Source organism: Pseudomonas sp. GM18 (assembly GCF_000282195.1).
In the GTDB taxonomy this organism is placed as follows: domain Bacteria; phylum Pseudomonadota; class Gammaproteobacteria; order Pseudomonadales; family Pseudomonadaceae; genus Aquipseudomonas.
This window is the reverse complement of record NZ_AKJT01000131.1, coordinates 35,203-52,975: the sequence shown is the minus strand read 5'-3', so window position 1 is coordinate 52,975 and position 17,773 is coordinate 35,203. Positions and strand designations below refer to the sequence as shown.

Genomic DNA, 17,773 nt, shown 5'->3' with positions numbered 1-17,773 from the left:
CGAGAGCGAATTGTCTTGGAGACTTTGTGAAAATTTCGTCCAACGCATATCCGGAAACAAAATAAAGCCAACCCTTGGTAAAAAACGCAAACGCCCCGATCAAATCGGGGCGTTGTTCAACAGGTCGTATCAACTGGATACGCGGTTACTTCTCGGCGCGTTCTTTCAGGGCTTTGAGAGTATTGAACGGCGCATCGACCACGAACTTGTTGGCCAACCACGACGGCACGCTGCCGCCTGGATCGGTGTGGACCTGATACGTCACTTCGACTTGATCGCCTTTGGGCACGAACTTCCAGAAACCCTTGACCTGGGCAACCCGTACAAAACCTTTTTCTTCCGGAAGGTACTTCGGCTGCCCTTCCAGCTCGCGGGTCAGGCTGCCATCGGCGCCGTCAACGGTGGTGACATGCAATACCGAATCGCGAGAAGTCACCGGCCACGGTGTATTGAACTGAGTGTAAGTCCAGCTCTGGTTGCCTTCATGCTTGAGCAGCTTCTGGACCTTGCACTCGTGAATCCAGGCGCAGGCTCCCGGAACGTCTTCCTGCAGTGCACGCAGTTTGGCCATGGTGGTCTTCATGATCGTTACACCACGGTAAGCCTTGTATTGGGAACCGGTCACCTCACTCAAGGACACCTTGATGCCGTCCTCGTCCTTGGCGGTTTTCCAGTCTTCGGCCTGGGCCGTGGAGGCCAGCAAAACCGTCAAACCACACAGCACAGCGATACGATGCAGCGAACCCATAGTCTTATTCCTTATTGTTGAAGTTCCGTTCGTTGAACACATCACGCGGCCGTCATTTGCTCCCACCAGCCCAGCAATTTGATCGCTTCGTCGCGGCTGCTTCCGCAAACCTCGACATCGGCCTCAAATGCCGAACACACCGCGGGGCGTTCCGGCTTGCCGAAAATGCTGCACAGGTTATCGGCAGACAGTTGTACGCATCGTTCTCCGGCGGCTTTGCCATTGGGCATGCCGGGAATCGGCGAACTGATGGAAGGGGCAATGCAACAGGCGCCACAGCCTTCACGGCATCTCATGACGACAAGCTCCTCGCGACGAGCAATGTGTTTAAGGGACGTGGCACAGAGTAACGGCTAAAACAGTCGTTTTAAATTACCTGGGCCCGGGTTTTTACGCTCAAACGAACGTGACTGACCAGTCTCCGACAAAGCGTCTGTTTCAGGGGTCACGAATAGGGGGAAATTACTGCTTGAACTCGAACTCCAGCGCCGCGCCTTCAACTTCCCGGCGCTCTTCATTGCGCCGTTGCAGCTGCATTTCGTTGCTGATCAGGCGACCGTTGAGCTGGAACGGACTGCTCTTTTCACCGAACATTTGCGGCAACACCGCATCGTGTCGAGGCAACGGTACCGTGCCGATCGGTTTCAATTCGTCGACCTTATCCTTGGGCAAGCTCAAGTCGAGATTGGCGGGAGGGAGTTTGGTTTTCAGCACTTCACTGGCCGGTTTCGACTTGGAAGCAATGGGAGAACGCTTTTTGACCGGTGCAGCCTTCTTTGTGGCCGGAGCGGTTTTTTTGACCGCCACCGGTTTTTTCGCGGTTGCGGCGGCTGTCGGTTTTTCCTGAACGGAAGCCGCCATGACACCTTCCGCATGACAAGTCATCAACAGGCAGATCAATAACCAGGCGGCAGGAAAAATCGGTTTCATGGACCCAACGGCACGAACGGCAGAAAGTCATATGCTCGCCTGTTGGAGGCGACAAGACAAGCGGGCCGTTCATAACTGCCCGGCAAGTCAATAACCGCTCGTTGTCTCCTGACACAGTTGTGTCGCCAGCAGCCCCAGCGTCATCAATGCACGCTCGGCCTCGCGGTTCCAGGGGATGCCGCAGTTCAGGCGAATGCAGTGATTGAATTGCTCGGTGTTACTGAAAATAAGCCCCGGCGCAATGCTGATGCCCTGCTGCAACGCACGCACATGCAACTCTTGCGTATTGACCCGCCCCGGCAGACTGACCCACAGAATGAAACCGCCGGTAGGCCGGGTCATCTGTGTGCCTTCCGGGAAGTATTGCTGCACTGCCAACTGGAAAGCGCTGAGGTTCTTGCGGTACTCCTGACGGATGTAACGCAAATGCCGGTCGTAACCGCCGTTCTCCAGATAGGCCGCAATGCCCATTTGCGTGACGCTGCAGGCCGAATGCGTGCTGAACGTCTGCAGGCGCTGGATTTCCGACTGGTACTTGCCGGCAATCATCCAGCCGATCCGCACGCCGGGCGACAGGGTTTTGGAGAAGCTGGAGCAATAAATCACCCGATCCAGCCGGTCATAGGCCTTGAGCGATTTGGTGCGGCCCTGCTCGAACATCAGTTCGCCGTAAATATCGTCTTCAACGACTTGAATATCGAAATCCGAAGCCAGGCGCAGCAGTTGTTTCTGCCGCTCTTCGGGCATGGTGCCGCCCAAGGGATTGCTCAGGCGCGTGGTCAGCACCAGTGCCTTGATCGACCACTGGTTAGCCGCCAGTTGCAAGGCTTCGAGGCTCATGCCGGTGGCCGGATCGCTGGGGATCTCGATGACTTTCAGCCCCAGCAGGTCGGCCAGTTGCAGCAAACCGTAATAGGTCGGCGACTCGGCGGCGATCAGATCGCCCGGCCGGGTCAATACGCGCAGAGACATCTGCAACGCATCGACGCAGCCGTGGGTGATCACCACTTCCGACGGATCAACCACCACGCCGGCATCGCGCATGCGGATCGCCACTTGCCGACGCAACGGCTCGAAACCAGGGCTGAACATGTAGCTGAACGCCCGCGGACTATGGAAACGGGTGACTTTGGCCAGTTGCTGATGCAGTGCCCGCACCGGCAGATAATCGACACTCGGTACAGCCGCGCCCAACGGGAATACGCCTTCGCGGCGGGATTCGACCAGGACTTGCTGAATGATGCTGCTGCGGGTGACCAGGCCTGGGCGCTCGACCCGGGCGATGTCCGGGGTCGGTGCCGTCAGGGCGGGCGTCTGGTGCACGTAGTAACCGGATTGCGGCCGGGCACGGATCAGCCCTTGATCTTCAAGGTTGGCGTAGGCCTGCAACACCGTCGCATGGCTGACGTTGAGCTGCGAGCTCATCTTGCGCACTGAAGGCACGCGCTCTCCTGGCTGATAGACACCGCGGCGGATGTCTTCGGCCAGTTGCTGAGCAATACGTTGATAGAGCAAGAGATTGGTCATGACGCAGCACTCGATTTCACGGGCATTTTATTCTTGTGTGAAACAATACCGGAACAGTTTAGAAGTGTACTGGGACAGTTGCCACAATAGTCGACCATACAGTGCGGTGTCAGCAAAATCTGTACTGTTTTACGACGCATTCAACAGGCGCAAAAAAACCCGGCGCTGCTGAACAGGCCGGGCTTTCCAGTGACGCAGCCCTCAGCGGGCGGCGCCGAGCTGGCCTTTTTCGTCGGAGAATACAATCTCCACACGACGGTTCTGGGCACGACCGCGCTCGGAAGCGTTGGCGTCCACCGGGTATTCATCGCCGTAACCTTCGACCTGGATGCGTTTGTCGTCGATGCCCAGATCCGTCAGCACGTCGGCCACCGATTGCGCACGGTCGCGGGACAGCTTGAGGTTTTCCTGTTTACCGCCAGTGCTGTCGGTGTAGCCTTCAATCCGCACCACGCGCTTGGGGTTGAGTTGCAGGAACTGGACGATCTTCAGCACCACACGGTTCGCCGAGCTCTTCAGTTCCGCTTCACCGGTGTCGAACAACACATCACCCAGGGTCATCACCAGACCACGGTCGGTCTGGGTGGTCGCCAACGCCACGATCTGCTCTTCGAGCCACTTGCCCTGTTGCTGCACGCTGAGCAATTTGGACTCACGCAGTGCCAGTTGCAGGCGCTGACGCTCGAGTTCGAGCTTCGCTGCACGCTCTTCGTTGAGCACTTGATTGGTGTGTTCCCGGGCGATTTCGCTGTAGCGCTGGCTCAGGTAGGCGTAATGCACCACGTCAGAACCACTGCCCCAGTAGCTGGACAGACGATCGGCGCGGGCCAGGGACTCGCCGGCACGGATCACGTCTTTGGGCGCAATGCGCAGCACGTTGGAGTCTTCCTTGACCTTCTGGAAGTCGGTGCCGGCCTGCTGCAACGCGGCTTCACTGTGTTGACCGGCGCAGCCATAGAGGCTTGCGCAGCCGGCCAGGATCAAGCCGCCGAGTACTTGGGTCTTGAGGTTCATTGGGCATCTCCCAGTTGCTTGCGCAGGCGGGTGATGCGGGTATTGAGCACGCTCAACTGCTCCTCGCTCTTGTGGGTCAGGACCCGGGCTTCGGCCAGGCGCGCGTCCAGCTCGGCCTGCTCGGCCCGCATACGCGCATTCTTGAAGGACTGGTCGGCCATGTTGCCCTTGGCACGGTTGAACTTGTCCTGGGCCAGTTTCAGCTCCGGCACTTCCTCGGCGGTAGCGCCCACGGCCTTGGCTTGTTCGAGGGCCTGTTCGGTCAGGCGTATTTGTTCATTCGGCGCCGGATCGGCTGCACAACCCGCCAGAGCCAGAACGGCCAGGGCAGCGAAAAGAGGTCGAATATTCACTAAAAATCCCTACTGTTTTGGGGTACTGACAGGTTGTGGCTGCTGTTGTGAGCCTTGCACTTTCCAACGCTCGATATTGCGCAGCAACGCAGCTTCCGTCAGTCCGGACGCGGGCAATTCTGTCATCTTTTTGGCCAGCTGTCCGCGCAACCAAGGATCGTTGCAGGCGGAGTTATGGGAAACCGCGAGGTACAGGCCGGGTTTGTCGATGGGTTGTGGGTGGGCCATCAAGTCATTGGCCATCCCCAGCGTTTGCACCATGGCCATGCCCGAGTAACGGCCGGCGAGGACAAATTCCACCTCGCCCAGCAGCAATTTCTGAAAGGCCTGAGTCAGATTGGGTGTGCGCACGAGGGTCAATTGCTGCTCGGCGAAAGTGCCGAATGAAGAGGTCACTCGAGCCTTTTCCGACAACGCGCCGGGATGACCGTGAAGGTCCTGCGCTTCGTTGTAGACCAATAGCGAGTCGTTGCGAGTCCAGACCAGATAGTCGTTTTCCAGCAGCGCTGGATGGATGTAATCCAGATTTTCCAGCTCATTTACCGCCAAGGGCGCATCGGCCAGCATGTCCATGCGCCCGCTGCGCACTTCATCCAGGGCTTGGGAGCGTTTGCCGGCGTACAGCAGCTCAACCTTGATGCCCAACTCCCCCGCCACTTGCTGCAACAGATCAGCACTGGCGCCGATCAGGTGCTTGGGGTTTTGCGGGTCTTGCCACAGGTACGGCGGTGCGTCCGGGCTGCCGGTCACGATCAGGCGCTCGCACTTGCCCGCGGCAAACGACAGCCCTGGCAATAGCGATAATCCCAGCAAACCCCATACAAGGCGCAGATCCATGGCCAAACACTCCTCTCAATCCCGGATATGCCAACTGTAGGAGCTGTCGAGTGAAACGAGGCTGCGATCTTTTCAGCTCCACTTGAATCCCAAGCGAAAGATCAAAAGATCGCAGCCTCGTTTCACTCGACAGCTCCTACAAAGCACAAAAAAAAGCCCGACCAAAAGGCCGGGCTCTTTATAAGTCAAGCCGCCGGATTAGACCAGCTTCTCGAACTCGGGGATGGCTTCGAACAGGTCTGCCACCAAGCCGTAATCGGCCACCTGGAAGATCGGCGCTTCTTCGTCCTTGTTGATCGCAACGATCACCTTGGAGTCTTTCATGCCGGCCAGGTGCTGGATCGCGCCGGAGATACCGACGGCGATGTACAGCTGTGGCGCAACGATCTTACCGGTCTGACCGACCTGCATGTCGTTGGGTACGAAACCTGCGTCGACCGCGGCGCGGGAAGCACCCACGGCTGCGCCCAGCTTGTCGGCCAGGGCGTACAGGTGTTTGAAGTTGTCGCCGTTCTGCATGCCGCGGCCGCCGGAAACGACGATCTTGGCAGCGGTCAGTTCCGGACGATCGGACTTGGCCAATTCTTCGTTGACGAAGCTGGAAGTGCCGGCGTCGTGAGCAGCGGCAACGGCTTCAACGGCAGCCGAACCACCTTCGGCAGCCACCGGGTCGAAACCGGTAGCACGCACGGTGATCACTTTGACCGCAGCGTTCGATTGAACGGTGGCGATGGCGTTACCGGCGTAGATCGGGCGCTTGAAGGTGTCGGCGCTTTCGACCGAGATGATCTCGGAGATCTGGTCAACGTCCAGCTGAGCGGCAACGCGCGGCAGGATGTTTTTGCCGTTGGAAGTGGCGGCGGCCAGGATGTGGCTGTAACCAGCGCCCAGCTCGGCTACCAGTGGAGCAACGTTTTCCGGCAGTTGATGCGCGTAGGCGGCATTATCGGCCACCAACACTTTCGCCACGCCAGCGATTTTCGCTGCGGCGTCAGCCACGGCGCCAGCGCCCTGGCCTGCAACCAGAACGTGAATGTCGCCACCGATTTTGGCAGCGGCAGCCACGGTGTTCAGCGTGGCCGGAGCCAGCACTTTGTTGTCGTGTTCAGCAATAACCAAGATAGTCATTTAGATTACCTTCGCTTCGTTTTTCAGTTTCTCGACCAGTTCAGCCACCGACTTGACCTTGATACCCGCGCTGCGTGCAGCCGGCGCTTCGACTTTCACGGTCTTGTTGGTGGAGGCGGTGGAAACGCCCAAAGCGTCTGGAGTCAGCACTTCGAGAGGCTTCTTCTTGGCTTTCATGATGTTTGGCAGGGACGCGTAGCGCGGCTCGTTCAAACGCAGGTCGGTGGTGACGATGGCCGGCAGCTTCAGGGAAACCGTCTGCGCGCCGCCGTCGATTTCGCGAGTCACGGCAACGCTGTCGCCGCTGACTTCGACTTTGGATGCGAATGTGCCCTGACCGTAGCCGCTCAATGCTGCGAGCATCTGGCCAGTCTGGTTGTTGTCGCTGTCGATGGCTTGTTTGCCGAGGATCACCAGCTGAGGCTGTTCCTTGTCGACCACCGCCTTGAGCAGTTTAGCCACGGCCAGGGAAGTCAGATCTTCAGCGGATTCGACGAGGATGGCGCGGTCGGCACCCAGAGCCAGCGCGGTGCGCAGTTGCTCTTGAGCGGTGGACGGGCCGATGGAAACGACGACGATTTCAGTCGCAACGCCTTTCTCTTTCAGACGTACGGCTTCTTCCACTGCGATTTCGCAGAACGGGTTCATCGACATCTTGACGTTAGCGAGGTCGACGCCGGAATTGTCCGCCTTGACGCGAACCTTGACGTTGTAATCCACAACGCGTTTGACAGCTACAAGAACCTTCATGGATTCCTCGTTACTCTCCGGTGAAAAGAAAGTCGCCTAGGCGAACCTGGCGGTTGATGCACATGGGGCACAAGGGCACCTCTAAAAACGCTGGCAGGTGTATCGGGTGAACCTTGCTCACGAGGCTGATGACCGTTCGTCAGTGGTGACCGACGAGTCATTCATTATCGCGGCGTGTAAACTGCGTGCAAAACCTGCACAACGCATCACCTGGTACTGCCATCGCCCTGTCTTTAGAGGTGCTCTTGGAACCAACAATCAGCCTACGGCGAGCGCAAAACCGCCCGTATCTTGACCGGAACACCTATTCCGGTCAATACGGCAAAATGGCCAGTCATAAGCCGCGTGACTTTGATTTATCTGGCTTTGAGCCGATTCAAACAAACGTTTGTATTGGACGCTAAGAGTGGTGTAGATATAATGCGCCACCCAGAGAGAAAGGTGGTTCATCGATTGTCCTCTTCCCCGCGTTGTGGGGAATTCATGGATGCGACACCCAACCTCCAATTAGAAAAAAAACTGTTGAGCCTTGAGTAGGAGATAGCCTGTGGAACGCGAATACATGGAATTCGACGTGGTCATCGTCGGTGCCGGCCCCGCTGGCCTGTCCGCCGCCTGCCGTTTGAAGCAGAAGGCCGCCGAAGCCGGTAAGGAAATCAGCGTCTGCGTGGTCGAAAAAGGCTCCGAAGTCGGCGCTCACATCCTGTCCGGTGCCGTGTTCGAACCACGGGCCCTGAACGAATTGTTCCCGGACTGGAAAGAACTCGGCGCGCCGCTGAACACGCCGGTCACCCGCGATGACATCTTCGTTCTGAAGAACGCTGACAGCGCGCAGAAGATTCCAGACCTCTTTGTGCCCAAGACCATGCACAACGAAGGTAACTACATCATCTCCCTAGGCAATCTGTGCCGCTGGCTGGCCCAGCAGGCCGAAAACCTGGGCGTGGAAATCTACCCGGGCTTCGCCGCTCAGGAAGCGCTGTTCGACGAGAACGGAGTGGTTCGCGGGATCATCACCGGCGATCTGGGTGTTGACCGCGAAGGCAATCCGAAAGAAGGCCTGTACACCCCAGGCATGGAACTGCGCGCCAAGTACACGCTGTTCGCCGAAGGTTGCCGCGGCCACATCGGTAAGCAGCTGATCAAGCGTTTCAACCTCGACAGCGAAGCCGACGCCCAGCATTACGGCATCGGCCTGAAAGAAATCTGGGAAATCGACCCGGCCAAGCACCAGCCAGGCCTGGTGGTCCACACCGCCGGCTGGCCGCTGGACATCATGGGCACCGAGAACACCGGTGGTTCGTTCCTCTATCATCTGGAAAACAACCAGGTGGTGGTCGGTCTGATCGTCGATCTTTCCTACAGCAACACCTTCCTGTCACCGTTCGACGAGTTCCAGCGCCTCAAGCATCACCCGGTGCTCAAGCAATACCTGGAAGGCGGCAAGCGCGTCAGCTACGGTGCCCGTGCCATCTGCAAAGGCGGCCTGAACTCGCTGCCGAAAATGGTTTTCAAGGGCGGCGCGCTGATCGGTTGCGACCTCGGCACCCTGAACTTCGCCAAGATCAAAGGCAGCCACACCGCGATGAAGTCCGGCATGCTTGCCGCTGACGCCGTGGCCGATGCCTTGTTCGCCGACCTGGACGGCACGCAAGAGCTGACCACTTACGTCGACGCCTTCAAGAAGAGCTGGCTCTACGACGAACTGTTCGCCAGCCGCAACTTCGGCCCGGCGATCCACAAGTTCGGCGCCATCGTCGGCGGCGGTTTCAACTGGATCGACCAGAACATCTTCGGCGGCAAACTGCCGTTCACCCTGCACGACACCAAGCCGGATTACGCGTGCCTGAAACTGGCGGTCGACTGCAAGAAGATCGACTACCCGAAACCGGACGGCAAGATCAGCTTCGACAAGCTCAGCTCGGTGTTCATCTCCGGTACCAACCACGAAGAAGAGCAGCCGTGCCACCTGAAGTTGGCCGACGCGAGCATCCCGATCAGCAAGAACCTGCCGCTGTACGATGAACCTGCCCAGCGTTACTGCCCGGCCGGCGTGTATGAAGTCGTCACCCAGGAAAACGGCGAGAAACGCTTCCAGATCAACGCCCAGAACTGCGTTCACTGCAAGACCTGCGACATCAAGGACCCTGCACAGAACATCACCTGGGTGGCACCGGAAGGTGCCGGCGGCCCGACTTACCCGAACATGTAAGTCGATCGCTTGAACAACAAGGCTCCCTGAACGGGGGCCTTTTTGTTGCCCGCAATTCAAGCGTCACCACAAAGCCCTATGGATCAGGCAACGCGCTCATCCCCCGGATTACGCTCGAAGTAGCGCTTGTACTCACGGCTGAATTGCGACGTGCTCTGATACCCCACCCGATGCGCCACCTGGGCCACGCCCAGTCCTTCGCCCAGCAACAACTGCCGGGCCTTGAGCAAACGCAAACGCTTCAGATACTGCACCGGCGACAACAAGGTGCTGCGCTTGAAATGCTCATGAAACGTCGACGCACTCATGTTCGCGCAACTGGCCAGGGTCTCGACGTTCAGCGGCTCGGTGTAATGCGCATGCAGATGGCTCAACGAGGCCGCGATCCGGGCGAACTGCCCCTGTTGCTCCACCAGCGCCCGCAATACATCGGCTTGCGGCCCACGCAAGGCGACGAACAACAATTCACGCAATCGCGCCTGCCCCATGACTTGACACTCCAGCGGATCGTGCAGGCAACGCAACAACCGTTCAACACAACCACGCATCGCATCATCAAGCACCGCCGAAGTCATGGACTCTGGCGTCTGCGCCTCGATATAACGCCCCGGCGCCAGCCTCATGGCCAGCACCAACTCACCGAGCAACACCCGGTCAATGGCGATGGAAACGCCCAGCATCGGGCCATCCGGAGCCGAAAACGTCTCGCATTCGAACGGCACCGGCAGCGCCTGAATCAAATAATGCCCGGCGCCGTATTCCAGAGTACGCGGCCCCAGATACGCCAATTTGCTGCCCTGGGCGATGATGACCAAGCTTGGCTCGTAGATTTGCGGGCCACGGGCCAAATCACAACTGGCCCGCAAAATCTGCACGCCCGGCAACGCGGTAGGCGCGAAACCATCGCGTGTGGTCAACGGCTGGATCAGCGAAACCAGCGTGGCATTGGCATCGAGATGACGGGTCAACAACATGGGGGAGCTCTTCACAAAAGAAGTCACAAAAAAAGTCGCGAAAAAAGGGATGAAAACATCATCGCAGGTCTGAACGCCAATGCGACCCAACGAAGGCGCATGCCGGAGGATTAGGCATGACACCCGGAGGAATCGCCATGGCCGGTCACCCGTACGGTGCCCAGAATGGCTCGCCTCACCTGTCACTGCTTTTGCGAGGTTCACCATGTACACCGCCATCGGATACGCCGCTCAGTCGTCCACCACGCCCCTCGCCCCGATGAAATTCGAGCGCCGCAGCCCACGAGCCGACGATGTGGCAATCGAGATTCTCTACTGCGGCGTCTGCCATTCCGACATCCACCAGGCGCGCAACGAGTGGGGCATTGCGGTTTACCCGCTGATGCCCGGCCATGAGATCGTCGGCAAAGTGACCGCCGTCGGCGCGAACGTTACTAAACACAAAGTCGGCGATCTGGTCGGCGTCGGTTGCATGGTCGACTCGTGCCGCCATTGCGAAGCCTGCCAGGCCGATCTGGAGCAATACTGCCTCGAAGGTCCGACCCTGACGTATGCCACCCCGGACCGGGTCGATGGCAGCAACACCATGGGCGGCTACTCCGACAGCATCGTGGTCAGCGAGCACTTTGTCGTACGTATCCCGGAGAAACTCGACCTGGCCAGCGCCGCGCCGATTCTGTGTGCCGGCATCACCACCTACTCGCCGCTCAAGCACTACGGCGTCAAGGCCGGCGACAAGGTCGGAATTCTCGGCATGGGTGGCCTCGGCCACATGGGCATCAAGTTCGCCAAGGCGATGGGCGCTGAAGTGACGTTGTTCACCCGCTCGGCGAGCAAGGCTGAAGAAGCTCGTCGTCAGGGCGCGGACCACGTGATCGTATCCACCGACGCGCAACAGATGAAGGCCGCCGCAGGACATTTCGACTTCCTGCTGGACACCATTCCGGTGCAGCACGACCTCAATCCCTACCTCGATACGCTGCGTTTCGACGGCGTGCACATTCTGGTGGGCTTGATCGAGCCGGTCGATCCGCCGTTGCATGCGGGCAACCTGGTGATGAGCCGTCGCGTGTTGGCAGGTTCGTTGATCGGCGGCATTGCCGAAACCCAGGAAGTGCTGGATTTCTGCGCCGAGCACGGCATCACCTGTGACATCGAAATGCTCGACATCCGCCAGATCAACGAGGCTTACACCCGCATGATCGCCGGTGACGTGAAGTACCGCTTCGTGATCGACATGGCGACGCTGAAACTCTAAACCTTCAGGCCCAATTCCGCTGACAGCCGGGCTGTGACCCCTTTGATCAGGGGAATCAGCTCGGCCATTTTTTCCAGCGGCATGTACGGCACGGTGCTGGCGATGCTGATACCGGCGACAATGCGCTTGCTGGCATCGCGGATCGGCGCCGCCACGCAGCGGATCGACGGTTCGTTGTCTTCCAGGTCGAAGGCGTAACCGCCGGCCACGTACTCGGTCATGCGCTGCTGAAACTGCTCCCAGGATTGCTCCGGGTGCTGCGGCCAGAACTGATTTTTCCCGCCCACCGGCAAGCTGATTTCATACAGCCGTTGCCATTCTTCCTGCGAGTCATCAAGCATCAGCGCCTTACCAATCCCGGTACGCGCCAACGGCATGCGATGGCCGACCCGCGAACGCATTTCCGGGCCGTTGCGCCCCGGATTCTTGTGCAGGTACAGCACTTCGTCGCCTTCGCGAATCGCCAGGTGAATGGTGTCGCCGGTCAACGCCGACAACTCATCCAGATACGGCCCGGCCAGCGTCACCAACGGCAGCTCTTCGCGCGCCTGAAAACCCAGCTCGATCAGTTTCGGCCCCAACAGATAGCCGACTTGCGGCACCACCCGCAGATAACGCTCGTCCACCAGGCAACTGGCCAGACGATGGGTGGTGCTGCGCGTCGTGCCGATCAGCCGGGCGATTTCCTTGAGATCGCGGGCGCCACTGGCCACCGCCTGCACCACACCCAAGCCACGAAGCAGTGTCTGGGTGCCGGTCGGCGCGGCGTCCTTGGCGATTTTTGGGGCGTCTTCCTGCATATCCAGCCTTTACCGTTGAGCGAGAGAACGGGCGGCATTATGGTCGCCCGACGGCTGCGACTACAACTTGATACGCTCGACCTTGCCCACCAGCAACACGTAGGACAGCGCACCCAGCAACGCCAGAACAGAGACATAGGTGATCGCCGGGGCAAACGAATCACCGGAGGCGAGGAAACCGATGACGATTGGCGTGGTAATCGCCGCCAGGTTACCGATGAAATTGAACACCCCACCGGTCAGTCCGAGCAAGCGTGCCGGGGCCAGGGTCGACACCAGCGACCAGGTGATCGAGGCCAGACCGTTGCCGAAGAAGGCCAGCGCGAGAAAGGCAATCACCAGTGGCGTCGACTCGACGAAGTTGGCGCCGATGATCGAGGTGGAAATCAGCAAGCCACCGATGATCGGTAACTTGCGAGCAAAGCCCACCGTGCAGCCGCGACGAATCAAAAAGTCCGAGAAGAACCCCGAACACAGCACGCCGACGAAGGCCGCCAGAAACGGTAGCGACGCCAGCAAGCCAGACTTGATGAAGTCCATGCCGCGATACTTCACCAGATAAGTCGGGAACCACGTCAGGAAAAACCACAACGTCGAATTGAGGCAAAACTGGCCGAGGTAAATGCCCCACAACTTGCGTTTGCTCAGGACAATCCCGAGGTCGATCCAGCTGAATTTCGCCTTGGCCCTGGCGGCTTCGGCCTGAATATCCACCAACCCGCCGCCCTCGCGGATCAGCTCGATTTCCGCGTCATTGGCGCCCTTGAAATCCCGTGGTTCGCGATACACCGCGTACCAGATCACCGCCCACAGGATGCCCACCGCACCGGTGCTGACAAACACCATGTGCCAGCCATATTGGTGTTGCAGCCAGGCGAGTACCGGCGTCAGGAACGCCAGGCCGACGAACTGCCCGGAGGTGTAGAAACCGATGGCCGTGGCGCGTTCGCGCTCGGGGAACCAGGTTGTCACTACGCGGCTGTTGATCGGGTACGCCGGCGCTTCCAGTGCACCGACCGCCATGCGCAGCACGAACAGCGCAATGAAGCTGGCGGCGAAGCCGAGCATCACCGTGGCCAGCGACCACAGCAGCAATGCGACGCTATAGAGAATGCGCGGCGGCACCCGGTCCACCAGCCAGCCGCCGGGGATCTGCATGGCGGCGTAGGTCCAGCCAAACGCGGAAAAAATCAGCCCGACATGGATCGGATCGATGCCCAAATCGCTGGTCAGCGCCGGGGCGGCAATGGACAGGTTGCTGCGGTCCAGGTAGTTGATCACCACCGTGATGAACAACAGGACCATGATGAAAAAACGCTTGCGACTGGGCGTCACCAACGACGCCTGCCCGGTGAGGGTTTGCGGTTGCATGGGGGGTGCCTCTTCTTATGGTTATTGAGGTCGTAGTGGTTGATCGTTCCTACGCTCTGCGTGGGAATGCAGGCAGGGACGCTCTGCGTCCCAAGAGCGGACGCAGAGCGTCCGGTGAGGCATTCCCACGCAGAGCGTGGGAACGATCACCGCTTGAGTATCACCATTCGGCAAAACTGCCATCGGCATGGCGCCAGATCGGGTTGCGCCAGCGGTGGCCGACCGCCGCGCGTTCGATCACGTACTCCTCGTTGATCTCGATCCCCAGGCCCGGGCCATTGGGGATCTTCACGAAGCCTTTGTCGTAGTCGAACACCCGCGGATCTTTCACATAATCGAGCAGGTCATTGCTCTCGTTGTAATGGATGCCCAGGCTCTGTTCCTGAATGAACGCGTTGTAGCAAACCGCGTCCAGTTGCAGGCACGCCGCCAGGGCAATCGGGCCCAGCGGGCAATGCAGCGCCAGCGCCACGTCGTAGGCTTCGGCCATGTTGGCGATCTTGCGGGTTTCGGTGATACCGCCCGCGTGGGACGCATCGGGCTGGATGATGTCGACGTAGCCTTCGCTGAGCACACGCTTGAAATCCCAGCGCGAGAACAACCGCTCGCCAAGGGCAATCGGCGTGCTGGTCAGCGGCGCCAGTTCTTTCAGGGCTTCGTAGTTTTCACTGAGCACCGGCTCTTCGATGAACATCAGTTTGTACGGGTCGAGTTCCTTCATCAGCACCTTGGCCATCGGCTTGTGCACCCGACCATGGAAGTCCACGCCGATGCCGACATTCGGGCCGACCGCATCGCGCACGGCGGCAACGTTGGCCAGCGCCAGGTCGACTTTCTCGAAGGAATCGAGGAATTGCAGCTCTTCGGTGCCGTTCATTTTCACCGCAGTGAAACCACGGCTGACCGCTTCTTTCGCGGCGCGAGCAGTGTCCGCCGGGCGATCACCACCGATCCACGAATAAACCCGGATCTTGTCCCGCACCTGACCACCCAGCAAATCGCTGACCGACACACCCAGCGCCTTGCCCTTGATGTCCCACAACGCCTGGTCGATACCGGCCAGGGCGCTCATGTGGATCGCCCCGCCCCGGTAGAAGCCGCCACGGTAGAGCACGGTCCAGATGTCTTCGATGTTGCGTGGGTCTTTACCGATCAAGTAGTCGGACAATTCCTCGACCGCAGCAGCGACGGTGTGCGCGCGGCCCTCAACCACGGGCTCGCCCCAACCGGTCACGCCCTCGTCGGTTTCGACCTTAAGGAAGCACCAGCGCGGCGGAACGATGAAGGTGGTGAGTTTGGTGATTTTCATCTGTGCTCTCTTCTTGTAGATGCAGCGCTTATAGAAGTAGCGCGCTCGGCGCCAAAAAAGTCTTAACGCAAGGCATTCCAGGCAGCGACATACGCCTTGGCGCGCACCGCCACTTCGTCAGCCGTCATGCCCGGTTTGAACAACCCGGAGCCGAGACCGAAACCTTTGACGCCGGCCTCGACAAACACCTGCATGTTGTCTGGCGTGATCCCGCCCACCGGCACCAGCACCGTTCCCGCCGGCAACACCGCCAGCCAGGCTTTTACTACCGCAGGGCCCATCTGCTCGGCCGGGAACATCTTCAGCACATCCGCCCCTTCGGCCAGCGCGGCAAAGGCTTCGGTCGGCGTCGCCACGCCCGGCGACAGGAACAGCCCCGCTGCCTTCGCCGCGCGCAATACCTTGGCATCGCTGTGGGGCATGACGATCACCTGGCCGCCCGCCGCTTTCACCTGCTCGACCTGTTCCGGGGTCAACACCGTGCCCGCGCCGATCAGGCAATCGGCGGGTAATGTGCTGCGCAGGATGCGGATACTTTCGTACGGCTCAGGGGAATTTAGCGGCACTTCGATGACGCGAAATCCGGCCGAGTACAGGACTTCGCCGACGGCTTCCGCCTCTTGCGGACGCAGGCCACGCAAGATCGCGATCAGACCGTTTTGTGCCAATGCTTGCTTGAGCATGTCAGACCTCCAGTCAGGTTTAACGGGATGGGTTTGCAGTGATAAGGCCGGCGGCGACCGCCAGCTGCCACAAGCCGCGTTCGGTGGCCTGCTCGGCCAGGGTCACCCGGGCAAAACCGCAGGCGTCGAGCGCCCGGCTGTAGCGAGCGCAGAGTTGGACGTTGCCGATGAGGATGATCGAGGGCAGATGCACGCTGTTGCGACGACGCCGCTGCACATTGGCCAGGGCCGACAGTTCATGGCCGATCAACAAGCCGGACAGATAGTCCGGCTGAGCGCTGGCGCTCAGCTCGCCGGTCAGCCCCAGACTGCGGGCACTGAACAGCGTCGACAGCGGCCCGATCTCGCCGTCCGCCGACAGCGCCACTTGCACGCCACGGTCAAAAGCAGCGCCATCAAAAGACCCGCCGCGCTGCTGAGTGCGCCCCAGGATGCTGTGTTCGCTGAGTACGGCGAAGACTTCGCCGGTCATGAAAGTATCGAAATGCACGATGCAGCCATCGGCCACTTCCACCCATTTCGAATGGCTGCCCGGCAGGCCGATCAACAGATCGCTACCCGCCTCGTCCGGCAGATTCTGCAACACGCCGAGGACCTGGGTTTCCTCGCCGCGCATCACGTTCGGTAAGCGCGAACGCTGAATCGCGCCCGGCACGATGTGCACATCGACGCCGCGAAGACTGCGGACGGTTTGTAGGGAAGTTCCGAGATTGGCGACGTTCGCCGGCGTGTCGCAGTAAGCCGCTTCGCGCCAGCCCTGAGCACTGCCGACCATGCCGCAAGCAATCACCGGCAAATCGGGCTGCGCATCGAGCCAGTCACCGCAAGCCTCGTCGAAGGCCAGTTCAAAACCGTCGGAACACGCCTGACCGGCGATGATTCGCGGCGTCTTGGGCAACTGCATGATCCCGGACGACAGCGCACGCTGTTCCAGCACCTGGCCACCGAAGCCGAGTTTGTAAGCACGTAATGAGGTTGTCCCCCAATCGAGCGCGATCAATTGCGCCAGCATCGCTTCACCTGTTTTGTTTTTTGGACAGTGAGTGGGCTGGACTATAAACCTGCACGCAATAAAATCTCAATATATAAATATCATTCCCATATTATGGGATTTGCAGATATAGCTAGATTTTCTTCGCCAAAGCTCTGCAACGCAGCCTCACCCACCGCGTGGGTGAGACCGCCGAGATTGCGGATTTCAATCAGGGGTATACGTACTGGAAATCGGCCTTCGATGAGGGAAAGGCCGGGGTTTTCAAGATCACCGTGAGGCAGGCACTTGATGGTTTGATGAGCGGTAACTGGGAAGCGACGCCGGAGACATGAAAAATCCCGAGGCTCCTTGTTCCTGACAAGAGGCCTCGCCAAGCGCTGGATTTTTATTTTCTCTCGATAGCTCGCACCAAGTCGACCGTTGGAACACGCATAACGTTTGAAAAGTAAGTCTTGTAGGTCGTGGTATGAACCCGAAATACACAGGAAATATAGCTTCGATTAGTCAGCCAACGACTCAAAGCCTCGCCCTCCGGAAAAATCTCTGCCCCTTTTTCTCCGGTTGACTCCCTGAAAATAACATCAGCCTGGTATTTGTATACCGCGTCACCTTCAATTCGTTCCACCAAACCATAGCCAGATCGTTTTATCTGATGAGCCACGGCAAAATCGAGATCATCATCAACTGCGCAGATCAATCCTTGACCGATGCTGGACTGGAACAGATCAAGAAGCGCAACATCCGAAGTAAAGCGCACCTGATATATCCCAGTATCTCTTAGTTCATCAACATCGGAATATATAAGCGTCGCGATCGGTTTTCCGTGATTAAGAGAACACGAAGCGCATAAGGCAATAACCACCAACAAAACGCATCGAAACATCA

Annotated in this window: 18 protein-coding genes; 2 read left to right on the top strand and 16 right to left on the bottom strand. The window is 59.1% G+C overall.

The features are described 5' to 3' along the window. Positions 1-145: 145 nt before the first annotated feature. The 9 genes from PMI21_RS00685 to PMI21_RS00725 all read right to left on the bottom strand — a co-directional run bounded on the left by PMI21_RS00685 (position 146) and on the right by PMI21_RS00725 (position 7,287). Positions 146-748: an START domain-containing protein gene (locus PMI21_RS00685; protein ID WP_007942054.1), complete on the bottom strand. Its 603-nt coding sequence runs from the start codon at positions 746-748 to the stop codon at positions 146-148. Positions 749-789: 41 nt separating this feature from the next. Then, positions 790-1,044, bottom strand: coding sequence for a YkgJ family cysteine cluster protein (locus tag PMI21_RS00690; RefSeq protein WP_007942053.1), 255 nt, complete (start codon positions 1,042-1,044; stop codon positions 790-792). Between the two features lie 166 nt (positions 1,045-1,210). Continuing rightward, positions 1,211-1,678: a hypothetical protein gene (locus PMI21_RS00695; protein WP_033064280.1), complete on the bottom strand. Its 468-nt coding sequence runs from the start codon at positions 1,676-1,678 to the stop codon at positions 1,211-1,213. Positions 1,679-1,765: 87 nt separating this feature from the next. Further along, positions 1,766-3,205, bottom strand: a complete 1,440-nt coding sequence (locus PMI21_RS00700) for an aminotransferase-like domain-containing protein (RefSeq protein WP_007942051.1) — start codon at positions 3,203-3,205, stop codon at positions 1,766-1,768. Positions 3,206-3,406: 201 nt separating this feature from the next. Beyond that, positions 3,407-4,219: an OmpA family protein gene (locus tag PMI21_RS00705; protein WP_007942050.1), complete on the bottom strand. Its 813-nt coding sequence runs from the start codon at positions 4,217-4,219 to the stop codon at positions 3,407-3,409. Next, positions 4,216-4,572, bottom strand: a complete 357-nt coding sequence (locus tag PMI21_RS00710; protein ID WP_007942049.1) for a DUF4398 domain-containing protein — start codon at positions 4,570-4,572, stop codon at positions 4,216-4,218. Before PMI21_RS00710 ends, PMI21_RS00705 begins: the two co-directional genes overlap by 4 nt. A gap of 9 nt (positions 4,573-4,581) precedes the next feature. After that, positions 4,582-5,409 carry a substrate-binding periplasmic protein gene (locus tag PMI21_RS00715; RefSeq protein ID WP_007942048.1) on the bottom strand — a complete coding sequence of 276 codons (828 nt, stop codon included), beginning with the start codon at positions 5,407-5,409 and terminating at the stop codon, positions 4,582-4,584. Positions 5,410-5,607: 198 nt separating this feature from the next. Then, positions 5,608-6,537 carry an electron transfer flavoprotein subunit alpha/FixB family protein gene (locus PMI21_RS00720; protein WP_007942047.1) on the bottom strand — a complete coding sequence of 310 codons (930 nt, stop codon included), beginning with the start codon at positions 6,535-6,537 and terminating at the stop codon, positions 5,608-5,610. Further along, a complete protein-coding gene (locus PMI21_RS00725) occupies positions 6,538-7,287 on the bottom strand; it encodes an electron transfer flavoprotein subunit beta/FixA family protein (RefSeq protein WP_007942046.1) in 750 nt (249 codons plus the stop codon). It abuts the gene before it with no gap. A gap of 547 nt (positions 7,288-7,834) precedes the next feature. On the opposite strand from PMI21_RS00725, the gene PMI21_RS00730 reads away from it, so the two are divergent. Continuing rightward, complete coding sequence (locus tag PMI21_RS00730) at positions 7,835-9,499, top strand: electron transfer flavoprotein-ubiquinone oxidoreductase (RefSeq protein WP_007942044.1); 1,665 nt, start codon at positions 7,835-7,837, stop codon at positions 9,497-9,499. Positions 9,500-9,582: 83 nt separating this feature from the next. Here PMI21_RS00730 and PMI21_RS00735 read toward each other — a convergent pair whose 3' ends face one another. Next, positions 9,583-10,473 carry an AraC family transcriptional regulator gene (locus PMI21_RS00735; protein ID WP_007942043.1) on the bottom strand — a complete coding sequence of 297 codons (891 nt, stop codon included), beginning with the start codon at positions 10,471-10,473 and terminating at the stop codon, positions 9,583-9,585. A gap of 205 nt (positions 10,474-10,678) precedes the next feature. Here PMI21_RS00735 and PMI21_RS00740 point away from each other — a divergent pair, with 205 nt between their 5' ends. Further along, positions 10,679-11,731 carry an NAD(P)-dependent alcohol dehydrogenase gene (locus PMI21_RS00740; RefSeq protein ID WP_007942042.1) on the top strand — a complete coding sequence of 351 codons (1,053 nt, stop codon included), beginning with the start codon at positions 10,679-10,681 and terminating at the stop codon, positions 11,729-11,731. On the opposite strand, the gene PMI21_RS00745 is transcribed toward PMI21_RS00740, so the two are convergent. The 6 genes from PMI21_RS00745 to PMI21_RS29765 form a co-directional block, all read right to left on the bottom strand. Then, entirely contained in the window at positions 11,728-12,531 is an 804-nt protein-coding gene (locus PMI21_RS00745) for an IclR family transcriptional regulator (RefSeq protein WP_007942041.1), read from the bottom strand. The two genes, PMI21_RS00740 and PMI21_RS00745, sit on opposite strands and share 4 nt — an antisense overlap. A 60-nt stretch (positions 12,532-12,591) precedes the next feature. Then, a complete protein-coding gene (locus tag PMI21_RS00750; protein ID WP_007942040.1) occupies positions 12,592-13,902 on the bottom strand; it encodes an MFS transporter in 1,311 nt (436 codons plus the stop codon). 160 nt (positions 13,903-14,062) lie between these two features. After that, on the bottom strand, positions 14,063-15,211 hold the full coding sequence (gene dgoD / locus PMI21_RS00755; protein ID WP_007903915.1) for a galactonate dehydratase: 1,149 nt from the start codon (positions 15,209-15,211) through the stop codon (positions 14,063-14,065). Between the two features lie 62 nt (positions 15,212-15,273). Then, on the bottom strand, positions 15,274-15,894 hold the full coding sequence (locus PMI21_RS00760) for a 2-dehydro-3-deoxy-6-phosphogalactonate aldolase (RefSeq protein ID WP_007942039.1): 621 nt from the start codon (positions 15,892-15,894) through the stop codon (positions 15,274-15,276). Positions 15,895-15,913: 19 nt separating this feature from the next. After that, positions 15,914-16,906: a 2-dehydro-3-deoxygalactonokinase gene (locus PMI21_RS00765; RefSeq protein ID WP_007942038.1), complete on the bottom strand. Its 993-nt coding sequence runs from the start codon at positions 16,904-16,906 to the stop codon at positions 15,914-15,916. A 367-nt stretch (positions 16,907-17,273) separates the two neighbouring features. After that, the gene (locus PMI21_RS29765; protein ID WP_033064279.1) at positions 17,274-17,771 is read right to left on the bottom strand and encodes a hypothetical protein; all 498 of its coding nucleotides are present in this window, start codon (positions 17,769-17,771) and stop codon (positions 17,274-17,276) included. Positions 17,772-17,773: the final 2 nt, after the last annotated feature.

Excerpts from the sequence above, each read along its gene's own strand:
- PMI21_RS00685 (WP_007942054.1), bottom strand. The coding sequence starts at position 748 with ATGGGTTCGCTGCATCGTATCGCTGTGCTGTGTGGTTTGACGGTTTTG.
- PMI21_RS00690 (WP_007942053.1), bottom strand. The coding sequence starts at position 1,044 with ATGAGATGCCGTGAAGGCTGTGGCGCCTGTTGCATTGCCCCTTCCATC.
- PMI21_RS00695 (WP_033064280.1), bottom strand. The coding sequence starts at position 1,678 with ATGAAACCGATTTTTCCTGCCGCCTGGTTATTGATCTGCCTGTTGATG.
- PMI21_RS00700 (WP_007942051.1), bottom strand. The coding sequence starts at position 3,205 with ATGACCAATCTCTTGCTCTATCAACGTATTGCTCAGCAACTGGCCGAA.
- PMI21_RS00705 (WP_007942050.1), bottom strand. The coding sequence starts at position 4,219 with ATGAACCTCAAGACCCAAGTACTCGGCGGCTTGATCCTGGCCGGCTGC.
- PMI21_RS00715 (WP_007942048.1), bottom strand. The coding sequence starts at position 5,409 with ATGGATCTGCGCCTTGTATGGGGTTTGCTGGGATTATCGCTATTGCCA.
- PMI21_RS00720 (WP_007942047.1), bottom strand. The coding sequence starts at position 6,537 with ATGACTATCTTGGTTATTGCTGAACACGACAACAAAGTGCTGGCTCCG.
- PMI21_RS00725 (WP_007942046.1), bottom strand. The coding sequence starts at position 7,287 with ATGAAGGTTCTTGTAGCTGTCAAACGCGTTGTGGATTACAACGTCAAG.
- PMI21_RS00735 (WP_007942043.1), bottom strand. The coding sequence starts at position 10,473 with ATGTTGTTGACCCGTCATCTCGATGCCAATGCCACGCTGGTTTCGCTG.
- PMI21_RS00740 (WP_007942042.1), top strand. The coding sequence starts at position 10,679 with ATGTACACCGCCATCGGATACGCCGCTCAGTCGTCCACCACGCCCCTC.
- PMI21_RS00745 (WP_007942041.1), bottom strand. The coding sequence starts at position 12,531 with ATGCAGGAAGACGCCCCAAAAATCGCCAAGGACGCCGCGCCGACCGGC.
- PMI21_RS00750 (WP_007942040.1), bottom strand. The coding sequence starts at position 13,902 with ATGCAACCGCAAACCCTCACCGGGCAGGCGTCGTTGGTGACGCCCAGT.
- dgoD (WP_007903915.1), bottom strand. The coding sequence starts at position 15,211 with ATGAAAATCACCAAACTCACCACCTTCATCGTTCCGCCGCGCTGGTGC.
- PMI21_RS00760 (WP_007942039.1), bottom strand. The coding sequence starts at position 15,894 with ATGCTCAAGCAAGCATTGGCACAAAACGGTCTGATCGCGATCTTGCGT.
- PMI21_RS00765 (WP_007942038.1), bottom strand. The coding sequence starts at position 16,906 with ATGCTGGCGCAATTGATCGCGCTCGATTGGGGGACAACCTCATTACGT.
- PMI21_RS29765 (WP_033064279.1), bottom strand. The coding sequence starts at position 17,771 with ATGTTTCGATGCGTTTTGTTGGTGGTTATTGCCTTATGCGCTTCGTGT.